This is a genomic window from Aurantimonas sp. HBX-1 (assembly GCF_021391535.1).
Lineage (GTDB): Bacteria > Pseudomonadota > Alphaproteobacteria > Rhizobiales > Rhizobiaceae > Aurantimonas.
On the sequence record NZ_CP090066.1, the window covers coordinates 2,339,134 to 2,359,441 of the forward strand.

At 63.5% G+C, this 20,308-nt stretch carries 12 protein-coding genes and 2 pseudogenes; 5 read left to right on the top strand and 9 right to left on the bottom strand.

Features of this window, described 5'->3' with window-relative positions; all coding sequences use genetic code 11:
* Positions 1–5 precede the first annotated feature (5 nt).
* The 6 genes and pseudogenes from LXB15_RS11100 to LXB15_RS11115 form a co-directional block, all read right to left on the bottom strand.
* Positions 6–3,023 carry a hypothetical protein gene (locus LXB15_RS11100; RefSeq protein ID WP_233948522.1) on the bottom strand — a complete coding sequence of 1,006 codons (3,018 nt, stop codon included), beginning with the start codon at positions 3,021–3,023 and terminating at the stop codon, positions 6–8.
* Positions 3,020–4,843 carry a serine protease gene (locus tag LXB15_RS11105; protein WP_233948523.1) on the bottom strand — a complete coding sequence of 608 codons (1,824 nt, stop codon included), beginning with the start codon at positions 4,841–4,843 and terminating at the stop codon, positions 3,020–3,022. Before LXB15_RS11105 ends, LXB15_RS11100 begins: the two co-directional genes overlap by 4 nt.
* Positions 4,833–7,649: a S8 family serine peptidase gene (locus LXB15_RS11110; RefSeq protein ID WP_233948524.1), complete on the bottom strand. Its 2,817-nt coding sequence runs from the start codon at positions 7,647–7,649 to the stop codon at positions 4,833–4,835. Before LXB15_RS11110 ends, LXB15_RS11105 begins: the two co-directional genes overlap by 11 nt.
* A gap of 277 nt (positions 7,650–7,926) precedes the next feature.
* Positions 7,927–8,361: a caspase family protein gene (locus tag LXB15_RS21125; protein ID WP_370640221.1), complete on the bottom strand. Its 435-nt coding sequence runs from the start codon at positions 8,359–8,361 to the stop codon at positions 7,927–7,929.
* Between the two features lie 11 nt (positions 8,362–8,372).
* Positions 8,373–8,522: pseudogene (locus LXB15_RS21130) on the bottom strand (caspase family protein); the annotation flags it as partial.
* Positions 8,523–8,594: 72 nt separating this feature from the next.
* The gene (locus LXB15_RS11115; protein ID WP_370640089.1) at positions 8,595–9,812 is read right to left on the bottom strand and encodes an N-acetylmuramoyl-L-alanine amidase; all 1,218 of its coding nucleotides are present in this window, start codon (positions 9,810–9,812) and stop codon (positions 8,595–8,597) included.
* Here LXB15_RS11115 and LXB15_RS11120 point away from each other — a divergent pair.
* Complete coding sequence (locus tag LXB15_RS11120) at positions 9,811–9,954, top strand: hypothetical protein (protein ID WP_233953303.1); 144 nt, start codon at positions 9,811–9,813, stop codon at positions 9,952–9,954. The genes LXB15_RS11115 and LXB15_RS11120 overlap by 2 nt on opposite strands.
* A 252-nt stretch (positions 9,955–10,206) precedes the next feature.
* On the opposite strand, the pseudogene LXB15_RS21135 reads toward LXB15_RS11120, so the two are convergent.
* Positions 10,207–10,410, bottom strand: a pseudogene (locus tag LXB15_RS21135) (hypothetical protein); the annotation flags it as partial.
* A 454-nt stretch (positions 10,411–10,864) separates the two neighbouring features.
* Here LXB15_RS21135 and LXB15_RS11130 point away from each other — a divergent pair.
* Genes LXB15_RS11130 through LXB15_RS11140 form a run of 3 tightly spaced genes read left to right on the top strand, consistent with a single transcriptional unit; the run spans position 10,865 to position 15,718 of the window.
* Positions 10,865–13,351, top strand: a complete 2,487-nt coding sequence (locus tag LXB15_RS11130) for a hypothetical protein (protein WP_233948526.1) — start codon at positions 10,865–10,867, stop codon at positions 13,349–13,351.
* 40 nt (positions 13,352–13,391) lie between these two features.
* Positions 13,392–15,152 (top strand): M4 family metallopeptidase, encoded by a 1,761-nt coding sequence (locus LXB15_RS11135; RefSeq protein WP_233948527.1) that lies wholly within the window; start codon positions 13,392–13,394, stop codon positions 15,150–15,152.
* Positions 15,149–15,718: a hypothetical protein gene (locus LXB15_RS11140; RefSeq protein ID WP_233948528.1), complete on the top strand. Its 570-nt coding sequence runs from the start codon at positions 15,149–15,151 to the stop codon at positions 15,716–15,718. Before LXB15_RS11135 ends, LXB15_RS11140 begins: the two co-directional genes overlap by 4 nt.
* 553 nt (positions 15,719–16,271) lie before the next feature.
* Here LXB15_RS11140 and argE read toward each other — a convergent pair.
* Positions 16,272–17,471: an acetylornithine deacetylase gene (argE, locus tag LXB15_RS11145; protein ID WP_233948529.1), complete on the bottom strand. Its 1,200-nt coding sequence runs from the start codon at positions 17,469–17,471 to the stop codon at positions 16,272–16,274.
* A 50-nt stretch (positions 17,472–17,521) separates the two neighbouring features.
* A complete protein-coding gene (locus LXB15_RS11150) occupies positions 17,522–18,445 on the bottom strand; it encodes a LysR substrate-binding domain-containing protein (protein ID WP_255696585.1) in 924 nt (307 codons plus the stop codon).
* Between the two features lie 147 nt (positions 18,446–18,592).
* Here LXB15_RS11150 and LXB15_RS11155 point away from each other — a divergent pair, with 147 nt between their 5' ends.
* Positions 18,593–20,194 carry an ABC transporter substrate-binding protein gene (locus LXB15_RS11155; RefSeq protein WP_233948531.1) on the top strand — a complete coding sequence of 534 codons (1,602 nt, stop codon included), beginning with the start codon at positions 18,593–18,595 and terminating at the stop codon, positions 20,192–20,194.
* The last annotated feature ends 114 nt before the right edge of the window (positions 20,195–20,308 follow it).

Consider the following 20,308-nt stretch of genomic DNA (forward strand, 5'->3'; position numbering starts at 1 on the left):
TCGATTCATCCTATCCGCCGCCGAAGCTGCTGGTCGTAGCCGTACCAAATCCTACCCAGCTCGGCGCCCCGCGCATCGACGCCCGCTATTGCCGATACAACCCTGTCCAGTTCGCCCAAGCGGTCCGCACATTCGATGAACGTGGCAAGCCAGCGCTGCCGGTCTCGTTGCAATGCATCGTGGAAGGGGGTGCCACGCAGTTCGGATGGCCAGAATGGATGCAGTTCATCCAGCTCTGCCGCGATCTCGACCGCGCGCCATGGAGCGACATCCAGAACGGCTCGTACGGCTGGATGGATTTCGGTCGTCATCCCACGCAACGCGGGCGGTAGCGCGTGTCCGGGAAGAAGAGCGATATCTACGTCGCTTTCTTCGGACCGGAAGCGGCGAATATCTGCCAGGGTGACCGGCCGTGCGGCGAGGATGCTTCTGAAATAACTGCCGATATGGCTGGGCCACCCGCCGGTTGCAGATATGTCCCGCAGCGCTTCCGGAGAGAGGTAAGCGAGAAGGTCGAGCTTGACGCGGATGCGCGAGCGAGTCCGCGGTCGCTCGGGACCCGACACCTGCAGGAGGCGAAGCTCATCCGCCGAGCGGAGCCGTCCGGCTGCAAGCAGGTCGGTGGGGGGAAGCCAGTCCGGATATGGCCGGCCAACCAAACCAAGCAGCGCCGCAACCGCGGCTGCCCCGCTGAACTTCCGGCCGCGAACCAGGGGGATGTTCCAGCGTCGGGTTTCGAGCGAGTGCAGCGCGGTATCGAGGCGATCGATAAAGGCGGGTTCGCGCAGTGAAATCATCGCCACGCGCCAGAGCGGCAGTTGCGTCAGGTCAGCGGGTAGATTTCTCGGCTTAATCCCCTCCGTCAAAAGCAGCCGAAACTCTTCGAAAGCTGGATGGAACGCGTCGCGAAGCCAAGCGAAATCCGCCTGCGCCAATCGGATTTCGATCAGCGGCGTGAGGCTCTCACCCGGTACCGCCCGCGCGTGAGGCATTCGCAAAGCGTCAGAGGATTGGTAAGCGACTGAGGCCGCCTTATCGTTCGACGCGGTGCCCCTGGTAGCGCGCTGCTTGAGGCGCTCGGCTTCGTGTCGGTCGCGTAGATCGTTATCGAGCGCGCCGACCTCCTCTTCTGTCAGGCTGCGGCCCACCCGCACTTTGAGATTAGCGCGGGCGCCGACGGGAAGATCTTCGAGATCTTGACCGATGCGACGGATAAAAGCCGCCGCGTCTTCTCCCCGAAGCTGCTCGCGGCCTCCCGACATGTAGAAATGGTAAAGGCTTTCGTCGTGCTGCTCACGCTCGTTCAACCACATGTCGCAGCGATCGGCGTAATATTGGTGCGCTCGTCGGTGGATTTCCCGCACTTTTTCGGATTGACTGTCGGTCATCGCCTTGAGCATCAATCCCCGAAGGTCGCGGCGATGTCGCACGGCACGCTGCCCCGGCAGCGGCTCGACCAGCCAAACCTGCTCCGCAAGGGCGTCGAAAAGTCCGGATGCGCGCGAAGAATCGATGTCGCCCAAGCCGCACGGTTCGGCCAGCACAGACCGGATCAAATCCGGAGTGATACGCCGGAGCACCAGCCCGGGATGGGCGAGTTCCTTTACGACGGGATCATCAGACCTGATGCGCTTCAGGATGCGGTCATACAGAAAGGCTTGGCCAAATTCCTTGCCGAACCTGTTGCCTTCGCCCGCGAGCAGTTCGCGGGCTGCCTCCGCTCCCTCGTTCTTGCAGTATCGCGCAAGGATTTTGAGCAGCAGGGGATTGCCGCCAAACCGTTCTGCCAACTCCTGTACGGGAAAACGGTTGGCTGCCGCCCCGAGGCGCTCTAAATCGTCGGCGAGTAGGTCGGCTGCCTCACCCTGGCTAAGGTCGTCAATCGTGATACGTCGAGGCGCTGCGAAACGGGAAGGAAACTCGAGATTTTCGGGTATTGCGCGACCGCTCAGGATCGGACGCAGGTTCCTCAATCCGCCCTCCTCATGGAGGGCCGCAACCCAAAGAAGGACTCGTTCGAGTTCAAGCGGCTCCCGCAGGAGAATCTCCTCGAACGTGTCGAGGATGAGAACGACGGTCTCTTTGATCGGCAGATGGCCTCCTAGCGCGTTTCGCCACATGGACCAAGCCTCGCTCGCCCCACGGGCGCTTGCCTCGAAGCTCATTTCTTGGAGCACTGATTCAAGGCTTAGATCCCGAGCGAAATTCCGATACTCGCTCAGCGCGCCGGCCAAATCGGGCCGCCATCGCGCGAGCTGACGACTGAACTCGGCGGACAGGTCGAGCGGATCGGCGGACGCCAGGCTGGCCCTGTCGAAGTCCAGCCAGATAATCGGTACGCCGGGAGTGCGCCGCTGTCGCCGCACGAACTCTGCAAGTAAAGCAGATTTCCCCGCGCCTCCAATCCCGCTCACCACACCTGTTGGTATTGCTGGAAACCCGATGACTTCTTCCTGCGCTCCTGATTGGACGAAACGCTGCAGTCGGGAAAGGGCGCTGCGCCTGCCTATGAAGCGGCGCGGCAGCAGAAACTCGATCGACTCATCGAAGTCCCGCTGCGCCAAAATTGTTTCGACTTTTTGAGGCCCATCGATCCCCGCGCGGACATCTCTTGCAAATTCGATGGCCGTGTGGAGCGCGTCCAACTCGTTCGGTCGAACCGCACCGGGTAACACAGTATCTCCCCGCAGCATCGCCACCAGGAATCGACCCAACCGATCGTCTGGCGCGGTGCGCGCCTGACCGGCCATCTCCTCGAGTTCGCCACGGTCGGAGAGGTCTCGGAGCAGCTCTCGCCGCGCATCGGCTTGAAGCTGCCAAACCGGCTCCCGGCCGGGCAGTTCCTTGGAAAGGGTTCCGATCGTGCCCAGGAGCAGTCGCTGCCCCTCCGGGTCTTTCACCTCGTCGATGAGCTCAAGCGGATTGAAAGCGCCCATGAGGGCGGCTCGGTCGACCGCTCGTTGCAAAGGCGCGTACAGCCTTTCCGGCACCTCAGGAAAGTACTGTCCCAACTTCGGAATCACCGGTGATCTCCCAAAATCAGCTCCGCCGCGCGCCTCGCTGCCAGTTGCGCCACGTTCTCGACCTGCGGACCCGCCGCGGCTGCCGCGTCGTTGATGATCGATTTCGCCGCCTGCTCGATGGCTCCTAGCAACACCTCCGCTCCCGCATCGACAACGCGTCGGTTCAGGTAATCCGCAATTTCCTCGATGTCTAAAGATCGGGTGGTCTCGTCCGCAACGAGTTCGGGTGGCGCAGCAGGAACGGCGCCAGACAGGCCAATCAAGCAGATGCGCAGGAAAGGCAGCAGACCAATGTCGTGATAGAGCCTCTCGAGCAGAACACGTGCGGATGTTTCAGGCACGAAGTGCTTTTCCAGATCATCGATGATGAGCCACAGGACACGGGAACCGGCTTCGGCGCGGAGCTTCTCGACAAGAGCGGGAACGAGCTTGTCCCTTATCCAGGCGTAGCGGGCGGTATCACTGTCTTCCGGCTTCGGCAGGACGAACGCGGCATCGGAGACTCCTGCGTTCGTTAGGATCAATGCGGCAAGCGCGGACGCGTCTGCCGGAAGTTCAGACGCCGAAAGAGCTACAATCTTGTGCTCAGCGCCCCCGAGCATCTGGTTCATGATCTCAGTGCTAAACGTTTTCCCAGTCTTCTCTGCGCCGCGAACGACGAGGATGCGCTTTTCGCCGGTAATCGTGAGCAATACCTTCCGCTGGAATTCCTCGCGACCAATCACAGGCTGACCCGAAACTGTGCGGAAAATCGGATCGAAACCGACGACAGACATGAACGTGTCGTCATTAGCTGCTGCGATGCACGCAGTGGGTATCGCGCCATTGACGATCGCGGTGCCGTCCTGAGCGGAAATCCCGCATTGGTGCAGAGCGACGGGCTTATGCTCGGCGTCTAGGATTAGCCCGCCCGACGAGCCAACCATCGCGTTTGCATTGTGGTGAAGCCTTGTGCGGCATGTATCTGGCCACAGCCTAGTGCCCTGTCCATGTGCGTACTTGAGGGGGTGCCCTCCCGGGTGCTGCAGCACGAGGACGTAGTTCGTCTCGTTGGCACCCACTCTTGGTAACCGATCCCTTTCCAGCCGGTAATATCCACGGATTCCTCCGACGGTGCTCGCCAGCCGGAGTGCCGCGTAGTCGAGGTGAGCGTCGAACCCCGCCGGGTCCGCCCGCTCGAAATCTAAAATAGAAGCGCCTGGCTGCTCCGACGGATGAACCTTGCTGAAACCGATCAGCCAATCTTCGGCGAGACCGGTCGATGTGCGTTTGGTTGCCCCCGCGAAATGATCGAACGTTACTTCGACCTGTTGAAACACGTCCGGCAACGGCTGGCCAGCGGCGTCGACGAGGTCCGTCACTAGGTGGCCGGCCGTCAGCACTGCCTGAGGGCCGACGAGAAAGCCGGTTCCCATCTTGATATGCCCAGCGCCTGTCGTGACGGTGATCCGGCAAAGGCGACGCACCGCCGTGGCAATCTCCTTATTGAGTGAGGAGGCATCCGGAAGTCCCATGCCGGGATTGAGGATGGCCTGCAGCGTCACCCGCGCCGCCTCCGACGGCCTACGATCCTCCGCGCCGTCTACCACCGCCGCAAGCCGGCCGAGAAATATCTCCAGCCATCCCCTGTCCCGCGCTACCTTCAACACTTTTTCAAAGAGGAGCTCGCCGGGGCTCTTGATGATCTTGAGCACCATGAAGCTGTCGGATAGCGATCCGCCGCCATGAGCCGCGCGTACCTCTTCATAGGCTTCGGCGAATACCGGCTCGGGGGTGCGGATTCCCTCCGCGATGCTGCGCAGCTCGGCGTCAGTGGCCATCGGGCCTGCTCCAGTTCAGCGGACTCTGGCCCAGGAACGTCTGCATGCCCGCCAGCGCGCCGAGTGAATGAGCGAAGTTTGCCTTCAGCCACTGTCCCCCGAAATGCAGCCCGATCACGTCGAGCGGCGCGTCGAAGCCGACGATGCATGATCCGGAATTGCCGCCGAGGGTGCTGGCATCGTGATCGAACGTCCATCCCATCGGATCCTTCGCGGAACCCACGGATTCATCCACTTCACCCGGCGCGACATATTTAACGCCGTAATCGTTGCCGAATAGCTCCCCGAGCCTCTCCACGACCTCGAGATCGAAGGATCCGTTGGTGGTGGGGAGTGACGATGGCCTGGCCGGATAGCCGATAACGATCAGCTCCTTCCGCCGGTCGGCGGCAGTGACTGCCTTCGTCAGCTGAAGCGGCGCTGGAAGCGGCGCTCCGCCCTCGCTGGTCGCTTCGACTTCGAGCAGCGCGACATCGAGATCGGTGAAGTCGATCAGATCCTCATCGATATGGCTGGGTCCGGTCGCGATAACGGATTTCACCCGGTAACACGTCGACGAGGTTGCTGAATTCGGCCGGTCTCCGACGTCGAACGTCACGTCGTCGCTCGTCATCACCCACTCACGGGCGCGACTGCGGGAAGGAACCGGAGCCGCAAAGGCCTGCACGACGTGCCGGTTCGTCATCACTATACCGTCGCCCGCTACAAAGCCGGTTCCCACATGGCCACCATCGGCATCGATCCGCCCGACGGATCGGATTCGCGAGGGAAGACTTCCATCCTGACTGATGAGGAACAGCTTGTCGCGCCACGCGCCAGCTCTCGGATCATGGAGGTCAATAGCTCCGTCGCGGACGGGAATGACCGGCCGGCCGGTGAGCGAAACCAGAGCCTCGAGACCCACCAGCGCGCGCATAGTCAGCGGCCTCCCCGCGGCGATACTAGACAGCGCCTCGTCCGCGCCCCGCAGCGTCTCATCGATCGCGCCCTGAGGCAGCGCCATCGCGTCTAACTGAGCTTCAACGGCGTCGAGCTGCTGCCGCACGCCTCCCGTCGCCAGATAAACGCGCGCCTGCTCGACCGACTGGACTCCGGTGGACTCAAGCGCGGTACCTTGCCGCTTGAGAGCCTGCCGCAGGCGCCGAACCGGCACCTCGCCCACCGCTCGCGCGAGCGGGCGCTCCACACTCGTGCCGCTCCGCAACTCGCTGAATCGGCGCAGCCGCGCATCGCTCGAGTTCCGCGCCGCCGAGGACAGTTGCGGCGACGGCCGCGTGTTCTGAGACTTCGCCTCCGCCGAGAGGCTCGCTGCGGAGCCGTCGCGCTTTGCCTCGGTGAGGCCGATGGCACCGAGCTCGGCACCATAGCGGTGCAGCGGAAATTCCGGATCCATTGGCGCCTTCCCGACTTCCTCGTCAAGGAAGCTCCGGATCGAAGACTTGGGCTCGGCGGCGACTTCGGGCGCGGAAAGGGCGATTTCGGAGAGCGGCAGGGCCGTCAGCGCGTCGGCATCCACGATGCCGGCGCCGAAATCGTCGGAATCCCACTTTGAGGGCCGGCGGGCCGTCTGCTGAAGGGCGGCCTTGAAGAGGCGCTGAACGCTAACTCCGCGTGCCCGCGCCTGCGCAATCACCGCATCCCGGCCATAATGCTCAAGCCAGAGGGCGGCCACCCCCGCCACCAAGGCTACCGCAAATGACGTGCCTTGGCCGCCGGAAACGCCGAAGGTCGGATCGGCGGAGCGAGCGCGCAGGGCGCGCCAGACGAACTCCGCGGGAGCGGAAATGTCGACCGTTGACCCTCGACAGCTCCCCTTCCACGGTCGATCTTCGATGTTTGTCCCCGCTACCCCGATAACTTCTTCGTAGCGAGCAGGCCAAACCACCGTGCGAACGCAGTTTCCAGCAGCGGCCAGGACGATGATGTCCCGTTCGATCGCGGTGCGGATGGCTGCATGCAAAGCCCGGCTGGGAATGCCGCCGAGGCTCATCGAGATGATGTCGCATCCGGCCGCCATCGCATGCGCGACGGCGCGCGCGATCGGCGCCGCATTGAACACCTTTACGTCCTCGATGCACCGGATCGGAACGACGCACGCCTCCGGGGCCGCCCCGGCAATTGCACCATGCTCCCGGGAGGCGACGACACTGGCCGTGCTGGTGCCGTGGCCGGGATTAGCAGTATGCTCGTGCAACGGATCGGTGGGATCCGCTTTGCCGCGGATGAAGTCGAAACCCCTCTCGACTAGAAGCGCGCCGGCTTCCAGATCGTCGTGGGCGGCCACTCCGGTGTCCGGCTGCCCGACGAGGATTCCGCGGCCTCGGCTTCTTCGCCACGCTTCAGGCGCCCGAATGGTCTTAAGGCTCCAGCGGCGGTCCGAAGGCGCCTCCCCGGCAACCCAGCACAGCGGGCCGAGCAAGTCGGCCGTTTCCACCGTCGGTTCGCGCCCGCCCGGCTCAGGGTCTGAAAAATAGTCCGAACCAAGATCGGGCTCGGCGCTTACCAGATCGGCAACATCGACCAATGCATAGGCGATACCGAAGAGATCTCGCTGCGGAAGGGTCCGCTCTACTCCGGGAATCCGGAGGAGGAGGAAGTGGCGAAGCTGGCCGTCCGGCGCCAGTCTCTCAATTTTTGCAACCCCTTCTCCCAGCAGCCGATCGAATCGCGACTGCTCCAGATCCGGATCGGGCTGATTTCGATACTCGAGTGCGAACCGCAGCTCATCAGGAGGGAGTCCTGTCTCGAGTCCGAGCCGGCGATTGCCAATCCGGCCTAAGTCACGCAACAAATCTACGTAGGTCACCGCCGTCCCCCCCTCGTGCCGGCGAATCAACATGGCACCATCAGTTCGCCAGTGGAAGATCAATTATTCGGTTAGCAGTGTCTTCTTCTGTGTTGCGGGAGAAGGCTGCAGGTCTTCTATGGCTTTGTCGGGGTACACAACAGCGCCAACGTACCTGCCGGGCAGCAACTAAAATCGGCCTCAGTGGCGGGCGGATGACGCAGGCGGCGGATAGCAGACGTACCGTCTTGGAGGTCTGTCCTCTTGTTCGGAATCGCTGAAATGGGCACACAGCTATCTATGATCGCCCGTACGGTCCTTGCTGCCAACCACCCGCTAAACGTAGCTCGCAGATCGCTCTCTGCCGTCCGCTCCTCGCGCCAAGGCGCGTCGCGGAAAGGGCGCGCGCATGCACACGGCTTATCGTGCCGGAGTGGCAGCAGTCGAAGAAGCACGTCAGGGACGCTTGGTCCGCCGAGCCGCTGAAGATAAGTCGCAACTCGTCGTCAATCACCAGTCCGTCGTCCTCCGAGCCGCAGTCGATAGCGCACGGACATTCGTCCTTGATCTCCCGGACCGCAGCCCCCTCCTCGGCTTCATCCCCGCTCAGATCATCAAGTTGGGTGCCATGTCCGGCGAACTGCAGGACCAGATCATCCCCCGCCTGGGCCGTGGCCACGAAGCTGGTGACCCTGGCCCGGATCGCCGCCGCAGTCGCTGCCTCCTGGGGCAGGAGTTCGGATAGCCCAGTGCCTCAAGCGTTTGTGCCCACAGCTTTGCGTCTGCGACACACCCCATGAGTGGGCTGATGTGGCGGTAGTCGTTGATCCCGATGCAGAGCGCCCGCCGCACGCCGACAGCCGGCCTGGCGGAAACCGGGGTCGCCGGCTGCACCGAAGGGCCGGCCGTTCCGGCCTGGGGCGATCCGATCGGGGTGGAGGAGAGTTGGGCCAGCGCCTCCTCGACCTACGCGGAGACGTCGAGTTGGTCACTCCAGGGGTCTTTGCCCGCCCCACGTGCGCCGCCGTCGTCAACGGGCGAGATCGGTTCTGCGTCGCGGCGATCCAGCACACGGCGGACGACGCTGTTCATCGTCGCGGCGTCATTGTCGAACCCGCCATGGGTGCGAGAATCGCTCGCGCTGCCGAAGTCGCTGCCGCGACTCGGCGACCAGACCACCTTGCCCAGCTTGGAGGGCGTGCCCCGTATCCCGAAGATGTCACTGGCCGGCTTGTCGCCGTGCAACGATATCTCGAGGCCGAGAATTTCTGTCTTCCGCCTGTCCTCGAGTGCCTCGTAGATGAGGTAGAGCAGGGACTGCCGATAGGCCGGCGTCACCGTGTCGTCTTCTCGCGCTGCTTCGTCATCGTGTAGATGGTCAGCGGCCCTCGAGCAACGGCGCCACACGCTGGTGAAACAGGTCGTTGCGGATCGCCGGCGCCAGGAAATGCGCCGTCTTAACGGTGGCGCCGGCGCTGGCGAGCGCCGGCAGGTGTCCCAGATGAAGAAGACTGGATAGGCATTGTTCTCACGCCAGAAGCGCAATTGGACGAAGGCGCCGTGCAAGCGTTCTTCTCCGACACGAGGCCGCCATGCGCATAGAACAGAAGCCGCGCCGGCTCCTTGCGTGCCTTCGCGGAAAGATTTCCTCAGGGTAAGTTCCTCAAATAGGCAATCGACATCGGCCTCGGTCGTCCCAATGCGGCCGGAATCCCATAAGTGACCGCTCTCCAGGTTCACGACGTGGTCGGCGAGCGCCTCGATCATCTGCGGGGACGGCTCGGCGCCGCTAGGGCTGCCACCACGTCCGCCTGAATTTTCTGTCTCGAACATCTCGTAGCCGACGACATGCTCGCCCGATGCCATGTCGTCCACGGCCCACGGCAAGGCCAGAAGGTCCTGGATCAGGCTGGCACCACGCCGGAACTGGTCCGCAAAAAGCGCGTCGCTTGAACGCGGGCTGCCGCCGGCCCCGGTCATGGCTGCGACCTCACAGATCCATTTGGTCTTGTCGAAACTCGTGCCCGGACATGTCTTGCTCGACATCTCGCTATGAAACTTCATGTCCTGCGGTGTGAGGTTGAACCGCATCTGGACGGCGCTGATGACACCTAGCGTCGCCTGCTTCTGCCCCGTCGTGATCGTCTCCTGTCCGACATCGAAGTCGCCGATCATCTCGATCATGAACGGGCCAGCGCTGGCGTTGCCGTTGAAGCCGCTGCAACTCACCAGCGCCGCGTTGAAATTGCGGCAGCGCCAGATCTCGCCGCTCGGCGCGATGGTGACGTGCTGCGCGATGTCGCTTCAGCCGTTGTTCTGCATATGATGGCGCCACATGGACTGGATGGTCGACAGACCGCGATAGTCGCTCTGGCGAGGACGCCAGGGGTGATGGAGATGGACTTCCGTGATGCGGCAGGTGAACGGGAACCCGCTTATGACCTTACGGAATTTTACCAAATCAATAAGCCGAAAAGATCGTCCCATCGAAACCAACCGATTTTGATACGCATCTTGATTTTTATAATAATAGTTGTCAACTACCTCTGCGTAATTCTGAAAAAATCTTCTGCCGCATTCATTGAGGCCCTAACGTGGCCCGCTTTACTACGGTTTTTTTTGATTTTTCGATGCCGGGGTGGCTTGTGCCTTTCCGGGTCAGATCGCGGTGGCAGAAATATCCGTTGAACATGCGCTGGCAGAGGGCGTCGATGCCGGCGCCGTTGACGCGCTCCAATGTTAGAATCTGATCGACCTTAAGACTGAAGTCGTGTTCGGCTTCGCCGAAGAATGGCGATGTCTCTCTCGAAAGAGTTGCGGGAGATGGTTGATCAGCGTGGAGCGATCACCGACAAGCCGACCGCGAGCCCGAGGCAGGCTTTGCATCTTGAGATCCTTGTCGCTTCGCAGATCGACGAAGCGCGTCGTCGGACGTGTTGCGGCCTCCGCAATCGCTTTGCCATCCTGATCGCTCCGTGTCACGTCGCGCTGATGCGATCGGGGGGGAGCGCCGGTACCAATGTTTGAAGTTAGTCACAACTCGCGGCATTTACTACATGAAATCGGGCTAACGAGGCCTCAATCTCATACTGAGGCGAATAGTGTGGTCTTCCGGAGATTATTATTTACGCTTGAGGCATGTTGTTCTTCCTCGTAGGTGTGATACCTTACGTAAGATTTCTCGCGGCGGACGTTCAATCGCGAACAGTGATTCCCCGGAAATGCGGAGGAGGTTCATGACCCATATTCTCAAACCTGAACCGGATGATCTCGACCGGGCTAACGAGGCGGAAGCCCGCCGCGTGGCAATGGCTGACCCGAAAAACCTTCGACCGCGGGTCGACAGTCACAACAATGGCGAACTGAACCGTTATCCGTCGCGGCCGACCAATTTCCACAAAGGTCTGCCGCACAACCAGTTCGGTATTCCCGACGCGAAAGCCTTCGCGGAGTTCGTCGCGGCTCTCAACGGCCCGCCAGCAGGAGCCGGTAGCAATCCGGCTTTCGATGTCCCGCTGGGACCTGAGAATGCACCAGGTGCGTGGAAAGCAGGCGGTGGCTATTCCGGTGTCCCGTCATTTCATTGCCTGACACGCGACAAGAAGGGGAAAGCCGTTACGCCGAAAGTGCGCAACTGGGAAAGCCCGCTCGGCGGCCATGCGCATGACCTCGAAGGGCCCGATGCCGGTGCGGTGGGCATGGCGCCCGTGCCGCGCCTGCCCTTTTCCGAACTCTGTGCGGAAATGGCCGAGGTCTATGCCATGGCTTTGTTACGCGACTTGCCCTTTGCCCAACTTGCTGATCCGGCGAGCGCCCCCAGACAGTACAAGGTGCCACCAGAAGAATTGCCCGATGAGGAAGCCAAAAAATCGCCGGAGGAAGATGGACCGGCGCCCTACACAGTGCAGCAAATATTCGATGAACTCGCCGGATTGCACTGGCTCAATCCAGATGCAGACAGGGTATTTTCATCAAACGGCGAAACCACACTTTCCGAATACGAAAAGCGTCGCCGCAAGGCGCGCTTCGACGGCGATAGCGCCTATTCCATCGATGTACTGTTTCGCGGCTCGACCAAGGGAGCCAAGCAAGGCCCCTATCTCTCGCAATTTCTACTGATGGGATCGGCTACGCTGCGCGGCGGCGTTTCTCCGATGGCGCGGGCCGGAGCGGCTGCTGGTGTCGCTGCCGCGGCGGCGCCGGCAGCCGGAACCGTCGCCACGCGCGACGCGCGCAACCGGTCGCCCCTTGCCCTGACGCCGGGTCTCTCGCTTCCAGTCGACGGTGAGAGCGACCAAGGTGGCGCGGCGCGTGGTCTGGCAACCGGAGCAATGGGCGGCGATGCCGCGATGGGCGGCGCGGCGTATGGTTTCATAACCTTTGGCTCACAGAGCATGAACCAACGAGGCGCCCTGCAACTGCCCGGCCGCGATTTCATGACCGACTGGCCGCTATGGCTCGACGTTCAGAACGCGGCCGACACGCGCGATGCGCAGGTCTTCATACCCGACGGGACGGCGCGATTCATTCACACGCCGCGGGCGCTGGCGACATATGTCCACTACGACCAACTCTATCAGGCCTATTTCGGCGCCATGCTGCTTATGCTGGACGCCGGAATTCCCTTCGATCACGGATTTCCCAGCGGCCCCTATCACGCCACACGCGGCTCGTTTGCCACCTTCGGCGGGCCGCACATCCTATCGCTGATGACCGAAGTGGCGACGCGAGGCCTTAAGGCGGTACGCCGGCAGAAATTCCAGCACCACCTGCGCGGCCGCCCAGAACAACTCGCCGCCATGTTGACGCTTGCCGCGTCCGACAAGGCCGAGGAAGCATTTGGCAGGGACAGCGAGGAACTGAAGCACCTCACGCAGATGATCGGCGAGATGAAGGGGCTGCTGGCTCTCGTCGATGCACACAACAAGCGGCAGAACGAGTTGCGGGAGGACGACGAAAACACTCATGTCTATCCCCGCCGGGCGGAGGAGGAGATCAAAGTCGGCGGGAAGCCGGTGGTTGTCCCTTGGGATGACGCCACCTTCGAACCAGCGGAAGGCAGGAACTACCTGTTGCCGATGGCCTTTCCGGAAGGTTCGCCGATGCACGCCTCCTATGGTGCCGGCCATGCCACGGTGGCGGGCGCCTGCGTGACGGTCTTGAAAGCTTATTTCGAAATGTCCGGTGAGGAATTCGATCGGGACAAGGCCCCGGATGTCGGGCCACTTCTCGCGACGCCCGATGCCATTTTAAGATATGGAGCCGAGAAGCTGTTCAAGGCGGTTCCATTCTCCGCAAAGTTCGACTTGAACGGCAAGCTGTTCGTCCCGCCCCGGAGCAACGAAGCCGATGCCCACTCGATGCTGGCGGACACGGACACGGACCCCGGCGTCACGCTGGAGGGCGAACTGGACAAGCTGGCGGCAAACATCGCCATCGGTCGAAACATGGCGGGCGTCCATTTCTACAACGACTATTTTGACAGCCTGCGCCTTGGCGAGCGCGTCGCGGTCGGAATCTTGCAGGAACAGATGGCAACCTATCGCGAGCCGGTGACCATGCGTCTCACCAGCTTCGACAACGACTGGCTGATCATCAGCGGCGACGGCAAGGGTCGCGTCGCGGTCGATATCGTCGACCCGGAGAGCAAGAATCGGCTCGTCGTCGAGGCCGACGTCGAGGAGTGGTGGACGCGGCACGTGCCGCCACCGCCGGCGGCTTGAGGCGAACCGAGGCCGGTTCAAGCGTGGACAGGAGGTGAGCATGGCCGGCTTTGAAAAAATCCACTTCAGCCTGAGCGGAGATTCGGCGTCCGGACAGCAGACCCGCTTGCGCCGCCTGACTCGTGATGCTGGGTTCGGCCGTCTGCAGGGCTTCACGGTCGAATCTGCTGAGAGCACGGACAACCGGCCACCGCCCTCACCAGAAACGGCGAGCCGTCTCTATCTCCAAACCTACCTGACCGACGCGGGCAGCGAGGCACTGGCGCAGATCAGCACACCAGACAGCCCCGCGCTCGCGCCCGACCTGCGTCTGGTCACCAGCAGCCGCACCGAGCAGTTGTTTGCCCAGACGCTGGTCTACGAGCAGACCTGGAAATCGATTCCGGTTTTCGGCGGCCGGGTCGTTGTCGATGTCGACCAGGCAGACCGCAGCCTCGTCAGTATCAACGGGCAGCTCGCCCCGCCGCCGACCAAGTCGCCGGTCGCCAGCCTGTCGGCGCAAGATGCGGCGGGACGTGCCAGCGGATGGGCGGCATCGGGCACTGTTCCTGCCGACGAGGCGCCGCTGCTCACCTGGTACTATCTGGAGCCTGACAACGGCGGCGCGCCGGCGGGTGACTGGCGTCTCGTCTGGCGCTTTCGATCCGTGCCGCTCGTCCCGCCGGCCGAGCCTGCCGCCGCCCCGCCTCCCGACCACGACCATCGCTTCTGTCTCGGTCCCTCGCCACGCTCACGCGCCGCCCTGATCGACGTCTTCGTCGACGCTCAGGACGGCGAGGTCGTCTACCACTTCCCCTCGACACCCGCTCTGGCCATTCCAATCGCGATGACAGGCGACGATGTCGACGGGCTGTCGCGCAACTTCTTCGGCCTGCAGACCCCTACCGGCTTCGCTTTGTCCGACCCGCTGCGCAACATCGTTACCTTCGATTACTCTCTGCAAGATATCGACAGGACGCCGCCGCCGCCGCTCCCCCCCAGTCCGATCAATCACAGCTCGCAGCATCTAGGGTCGGCTCATCGGGCGGCGGTCTCCGCCCATCACAACGCCACGAATGTGTTCAACTTCTTCAACGACGTGCTAAAGCGCGATGGCGTGGATGATAAGGGGATGCAACTCGTCTCGATCGTCAACGTCTGGTCGAGCAGAGGCGGCGACCCCAGCCCTCAGTGGCGCAATGCTGTGTGGTGGAACAAGCGCATGTGGTACGGGCAGAGCGGCGGGCACAGCCTGGCCCGTTATCTCGACGTCATCGGTCACGAACTCACACATGGCGTCACCGAAAGCACCGCAGACCTTGTCTATCGCGACCTGCCGGGCGCGCTCAACGAAAGCTATTCAGATATCTTCGGCGTCATCATCGCCAACTGGTATCCGAACGAGCCCGAGCCGATCGGTAGCTGGAACTGGCAAATCGGCGCTGGACTCGGAGCGGGCGGGGGGCCGCTACGCGATTTCGCCGATCCGTCAGCCACCGGCCAGCCGAACCATTTCAGCAGTTACGTTGCCTGGCCTTATTCCAGGGACTATGGGGGTGTCCACTATTACAGCGGCATCCACAACAAGGCGGTGCACAATTTGCTGACAGGCGCCGACGCGGCAGGAAATCCGACCTTTCCGGTGCGGGAGGCGGCGCTGATGCTTTATCTTACCCTGACGCGTCTTACTCAGACGTCCGATTTCGCTGATAGCCGGCGCACGCTGGAAGCGGTGACCCGCGCCCACTACAGCGGCGATCCAGCAAAACTGGCCATCCGACTGGCCGCCATCGCCTCGGCCTTCGGAACCGTCGGACTATGAGCCTCACACGGCTGGGAAGTGCCGCAGCCCGCCGGCAGCTGGACGGTGCCTCGCGGCGCGACAGCGCGCCGGCGCCGGGTGTGGCACCCTATGATTTCCCGGCTCATGTGCCGCCAACGCCCGCGCTGGCGGCACACACCGAGACCGGGACTGAGACCGAAAAGGCCCTCGAACAGCTTACCCAGTTCATCCCTGCCGAAACGATCACGCTGTTTATCGCCGCGGTCTCGGCCCGTGAGGCGCTGGAGGGCCAGACCTGGGTGGCATGGCTGACATCCCCTGTGCTGATCGCCATTTTCACCTTGCTAACACCGCTCCTGCTGCTGCTGGCCGGCTATGCCACTTTCCGGGAAGGTCGTCGCAAAGGACAAGCTGCGGGTTCGGATGTTTCTTTCGCGATCCCCTGGTTCGACATGTGTGCCTCGGCTGTGGCCTTCGCCATTTGGTCGCTGGCCGTACCCGGCCTTTTCGCCGATGCCTCCACCATGCAGGTCATCGCCGCCTTTGCCGCCTTGTTCGTGTCCTCGCTGCTTTCGCAGATCCGCCGCATCGTGGGCGTTCGCTAAGAACCGATGCATAATTCGTTGCAGGTCGCGGAAGGCTCACCGCGCGACCTAGGTTGGCGTAGTAGCATTCACGCAGAACCCCGGCATCATTTTCAGAATCGCCCCGTGCTGCGTATAGTTATACGTCCTCATAGGACGTGGCGGGTCGGCCAGCTAGTGATAAGTCGATAGGATCGCGACCTCCTTCTACGGCGAGCCGGGCGCAATCCGCCTGCATTGATCGCTTGCGGAGTGCGGTTCCAAACCCTGTTGCTGAGGGTGCACATTGTGGTACGCAGATTTCTGTGATTGGCGGCTGCGATGCCATACCATTCAATGACTTATTGCGTATATCGGTGTAGTCCCTTCCTCTCCGCCATCGGCTGACTTCCGGATAAAATGAATCACTTAGGCGGCTTGCCGAAGCCGAAGTGGATACGCGGATCATCGGCGACGCTGCCGCCTAGCCGCCCCACCTGCTGCATCACGGCCGCGAGTGCCCCCTGCTTCGTCCGTGACGGCCGGCGACGGGCCGGATCGCCACGCGCCGCCATTCGGGCGCTGCCCGATCGGCTCAGGCGTGCACGCGACGGTATTCCTGCTCCGAGCCCTGCCCGGATTCCGCCCAATCGACCAGCGCGGCGAGGAAGGTGTCGCACCGCTCGAGCTGGGCGGTCTCGACATATTCGTCCGGGCGGTGCGCCTCGGCGATGCGGCCGGGGCCGCAGATGATGGTCTCGATGCCGAGGATTTCCTTGAAGCGGCCGGCTTCCGTGCCGTAGGCGACCTTGGCGTGGCCGTTGCTGCCGGCAAAGCGGCGGGCGAGATGCGCGAGGTCGCCGTCCGGCGCGGTCTCTATCCCCGGCACGGCGGCGAAGACGTCGATCGCGATCCCGGCCTCCGGAGCGATCGCCTGCATCTCCGGCTCCAGCACGTCCCGGGCGTAAGCCGCGATCTCAGCGACCAGCGCGTCGGGGTCCTCGCCCGGCATGACACGGAACTCGAACTCGAACTGGCAGGCCTCGGGCACGATGTTCAGCGCGGTGCCGCCGTGGATCTTGCCGGTGTGGGCGGTGGTGAAGGGCACGTCGTAGGCTTCGTCCCGCTTGCCTTCGCGGGCGAGACGGGCGCCGATCTCCCGCAGCCTGGCGATGAACAGGGCCGCATATTCGACCGCGTTGACGCCCTGCGGCGCCAGCGACGAATGGCAGGCGCGGCCGGTCACCGTCACCCTCGCCGAGCGCTTGGCCTTGTGCGCGACGACCACCTCCATCGAGGTCGGTTCGCCGACGACGCAGTATCGCGGCAGTGTGGCACGGCCCTTGAGTGCCTCCAGCAGGCCGACGACGCCGACGCAGCCGACCTCCTCGTCATAGGAGAGCGCGAGGTGGATCGGGCGGGCGAGATCGGCCGCCAGCATGTCCGGCACCGCGGCAAGGGCGCAGGCGATGAACCCCTTCATGTCGCAGGCGCCGCGGCCATACAGCCGTCCGTCCCGTTCCGTCAGCGTGAACGGATCGCTTTGCCATTCCTGCCCGGCGACCGGCACGACGTCGGTGTGGCCCGACAGGACGATGCCCGGCACGTCCGCCGGCCCGATCGTCGCCCAGAGATTGGCCTTCTGGCCGGTCGCATCGTAGACGCGCTCGCTGACGACCCCGAGACCCGCCAGATAGGTCTCGACGAAATCGATCAGCGCGAGGTTGGAGCCGCTGCTCGTCGTGTCGAAGCCGACGAGATGGCGCAGGAATTCGGGGCTCGACTGGGGATGCATTGCGAGGACTCCGGCAGGCACCGTTCGGGAGGCGGTGCGGGAAACGACGATCAGTTGAGGGTCTTGCGCACCAGCGCCATGAAGTCCGCTGCAGCCAGCGACAAGGGCCGGCTGGCGGGCGACAGGAAGCAGGCGCGATAGGGAATGGCCGGCGCGAACGGCCGCACGACGATGCCGCTGCCGAGCTGGTGGACGATCGGGAAGGGATTGAGCAGCGCCACCCCCAGCCCTTCGCGGACGAACTCCGCCGCCGAGACCGCCGTGGCGGTCTCGATGACCATGTGGCGACGCACGCCGACCTTGTCGAAGAAGCGATCGATCTGGCTGCGGCCGGAATGACGGCGGGTCAGCGCGACGAACGGCTCGCCTTCCAGATCCTGCGGCCGGATGATCTCGTTGTCGACCAGCCTGTGCCGGCTCGGCAGCGCGCAGATCGCCTCCGTCGCCACCAGGAGATCGCTGCGCACGCCGTCGTGCACCACGGCGGTGTCGGTCAGGCCGATATCATGGCGGTCTTCGGCGATGCCGGTGACCAGCACGTCGCTCGACAGGACCTCGAAGACGATTTCGAGAGCCGGGTTGGTCTTGGTGAACCGGGCGACGATCGGCGGCAGGAAGCGGTGCGCAATCGTCGGCGGCGCGGCGATGCGCAGCGTTCCGCCGTGCGAACTGGCGGCGCTCGAGCGATCGACGATCCGGCCGAGGGCGGCAAAGATCGGCCCCAGCTCGTCGTTGACCGCCAGCGCGTCGGGATTGGGGACCAGCCGGCCGCCCGATCGATCGAAAAGCTGCCGGCCAAGCGTCGCCTCCAGCTCGGCGAGCGCCCGGCTGACCGCCGATTGCGACAGGCCGAGACGCTGCGCCGCGAGCGTCGTCTTGCCGGTCTCGACCAGCGCGCGCAGCACCTCGAGCTCACGAAGCGTGAACCCGGCGCGGCGCGGCTCCCCGCGTACAGGCGATGATTTTTCAGGCATGTCTATGCAATAAATGTATATCTTTTGCTCTTTCAAATTCACCTATAGCATAATAGCCTCACTGCCAACAGTCGGATTGAGCCGGCGGTGCGGCACTCGGACAGGGGTCCGGCGTGCCGGAGTCCTCGTTGTTCGTGGAGAGACAAGATGAAAACAGGTGCCCTCTTTTCCTGCCTCGTCGCCGGCACGGTCCTGTCCGGCGCGGCCCAGGCGGCTGACCTCGTCGTCGGTCTCAAGTCGGAAGCGACCTCGATGGACCCGCAGTTTCATCAGCTGTCGACCAACACCCAGGTGCTGCTGAACATCTTCGAGGGGCTGACCAACCAGGACCCGCTGCAGAAGGTGACCCCGGCGCTCGCGACCGAGTGGGAGGCGGTCGACGACACGACCTGGCGCTTCACCTTGCGCGACGGCGTCAAGTTCCAGAATGGCAGCACCTTCTCGCCGCGCGACGTGATCTACACCTATTGCCGCGTGCCGCTGGTCGAGAACTCGCCCTCGTCCTTCACGATCTACACGGCGACCATCACCGACGTGAAACCCGACGGCGACAATGCCGTGCTGATCAGCACCGACGGCCCCAACCCGCTGCTGCCGACCGACGTCGCCAACCTGCCGATCCTTTCGGCCGACGCCGCCGGCGCGGAAGACACCGTCACCTACAAGCCGGGCGGCGAATGCGAGGGCATGGGGACAGTGCCGCAATCGGCCGACTTCAATTCCCCCGAGGTCACGGTCGGAACCGGCCCCTATCGGCTGGAGAGCTTCGTGCGCGGCAGCCAGATGGTGCTGACGCGCTATGAGGACTACTGGGGCGAGCAGCCCGACTGGGACAAGGTGACGCTGCGGCCGCTGACCAGCGACGGGCCGCGGGTGGCTGCGCTGCTGTCGGGCGATGTCGACATGATCGAATCGCCGCCGATCCAGGACCTGCCGCGTATCGAGCAGGCCGGCTTCAGCATCGTCGACGCCCTGTCGAACCGCATCATCTACCTGGCGATGGACCAGGACGGCGAGGCCCCGAGCATCGCCGGGACGGACGGCAAGAACCCGCTGCTCGACAAGAAGGTCCGCCAGGCGATCTCGCTCGCGATCAACCGCGAGGCCATCGTCGAGCGCATTATGGGCGGCTACGCTCAGGCCGCCGGCGAATTGCTGCCGCCGCCGATGTTCGGCACCAACGGCCGCGAAGTCGATGTCTACGATCCGGAGAAAGCCAAGCAGCTGCTTGCCGAAGCCGGCTATCCGGACGGTTTCGAGATCACGCTCGGCACGCCGAACGACCGCTACATCAACGACGCGCAGGTCGCGCAGGCGGTCGCGCAGATGCTGGCGCGGATCGGCATCCGGACCAATGTCGACGCGCAGACGGCGAGCCAGTTCTTCTCCCGCCGCAACGCGCTCGACTTCCCGATGTACCTCGCCGGCTGGAGCGCCTCCTCGGGCGAGATGTCCTCACCGCTGAAGTCGCTGGTCGCCACCTACAACAAGGAAGCGGGGACCGGCCCGACCAACGCCGGCCGCTATTCCAACCCGGCGATGGACGAACTCCTGAAGACGGCGATGACGACGATCGACGATCCCGAGCGCGAGAAGATGCTGCAGGAGGCCGAGCAGATGGTGCTCGACGATTTCGGCATCATCCCGCTGCACTACGAACAGACGGTCTGGGCCCTGAAAGAGGGGCTGACCTACGAGCCGCGCGTCGACCAGTACACGATCGCCTCGCAGGTCCACGCCGCGGAATAGCGCGGCCCTGGTCCGCTCCGTCAAACGAAGCAGAGGCGTCGCCGCCAGGTGGTCGGCGCCGCCCTCGCCCGACGACTTCGCCCCCGCCGGCGAGCCGTCGATCGCCAGTTCGGG

Bases quoted from the DNA above. Each gene is read 5' to 3' on its own strand.
- LXB15_RS11105 (WP_233948523.1), bottom strand. From the start codon at position 4,843: ATGGCCACTGACGCCGAGCTGCGCAGCATCGCGGAGGGAATCCGCACC.
- LXB15_RS11120 (WP_233953303.1), top strand. From the start codon at position 9,811: ATGAACGGGCCAGCGCTGGCGTTGCCGTTGAAGCCGCTGCAACTCACC.
- LXB15_RS11115 (WP_370640089.1), bottom strand. From the start codon at position 9,812: ATGATCGAGATGATCGGCGACTTCGATGTCGGACAGGAGACGATCACG.
- LXB15_RS11130 (WP_233948526.1), top strand. From the start codon at position 10,865: ATGACCCATATTCTCAAACCTGAACCGGATGATCTCGACCGGGCTAAC.
- LXB15_RS11135 (WP_233948527.1), top strand. From the start codon at position 13,392: ATGGCCGGCTTTGAAAAAATCCACTTCAGCCTGAGCGGAGATTCGGCG.
- LXB15_RS11140 (WP_233948528.1), top strand. From the start codon at position 15,149: ATGAGCCTCACACGGCTGGGAAGTGCCGCAGCCCGCCGGCAGCTGGAC.
- argE (WP_233948529.1), bottom strand. From the start codon at position 17,471: ATGCATCCCCAGTCGAGCCCCGAATTCCTGCGCCATCTCGTCGGCTTC.
- LXB15_RS11150 (WP_255696585.1), bottom strand. From the start codon at position 18,445: ATGCCTGAAAAATCATCGCCTGTACGCGGGGAGCCGCGCCGCGCCGGG.
- LXB15_RS11155 (WP_233948531.1), top strand. From the start codon at position 18,593: ATGAAAACAGGTGCCCTCTTTTCCTGCCTCGTCGCCGGCACGGTCCTG.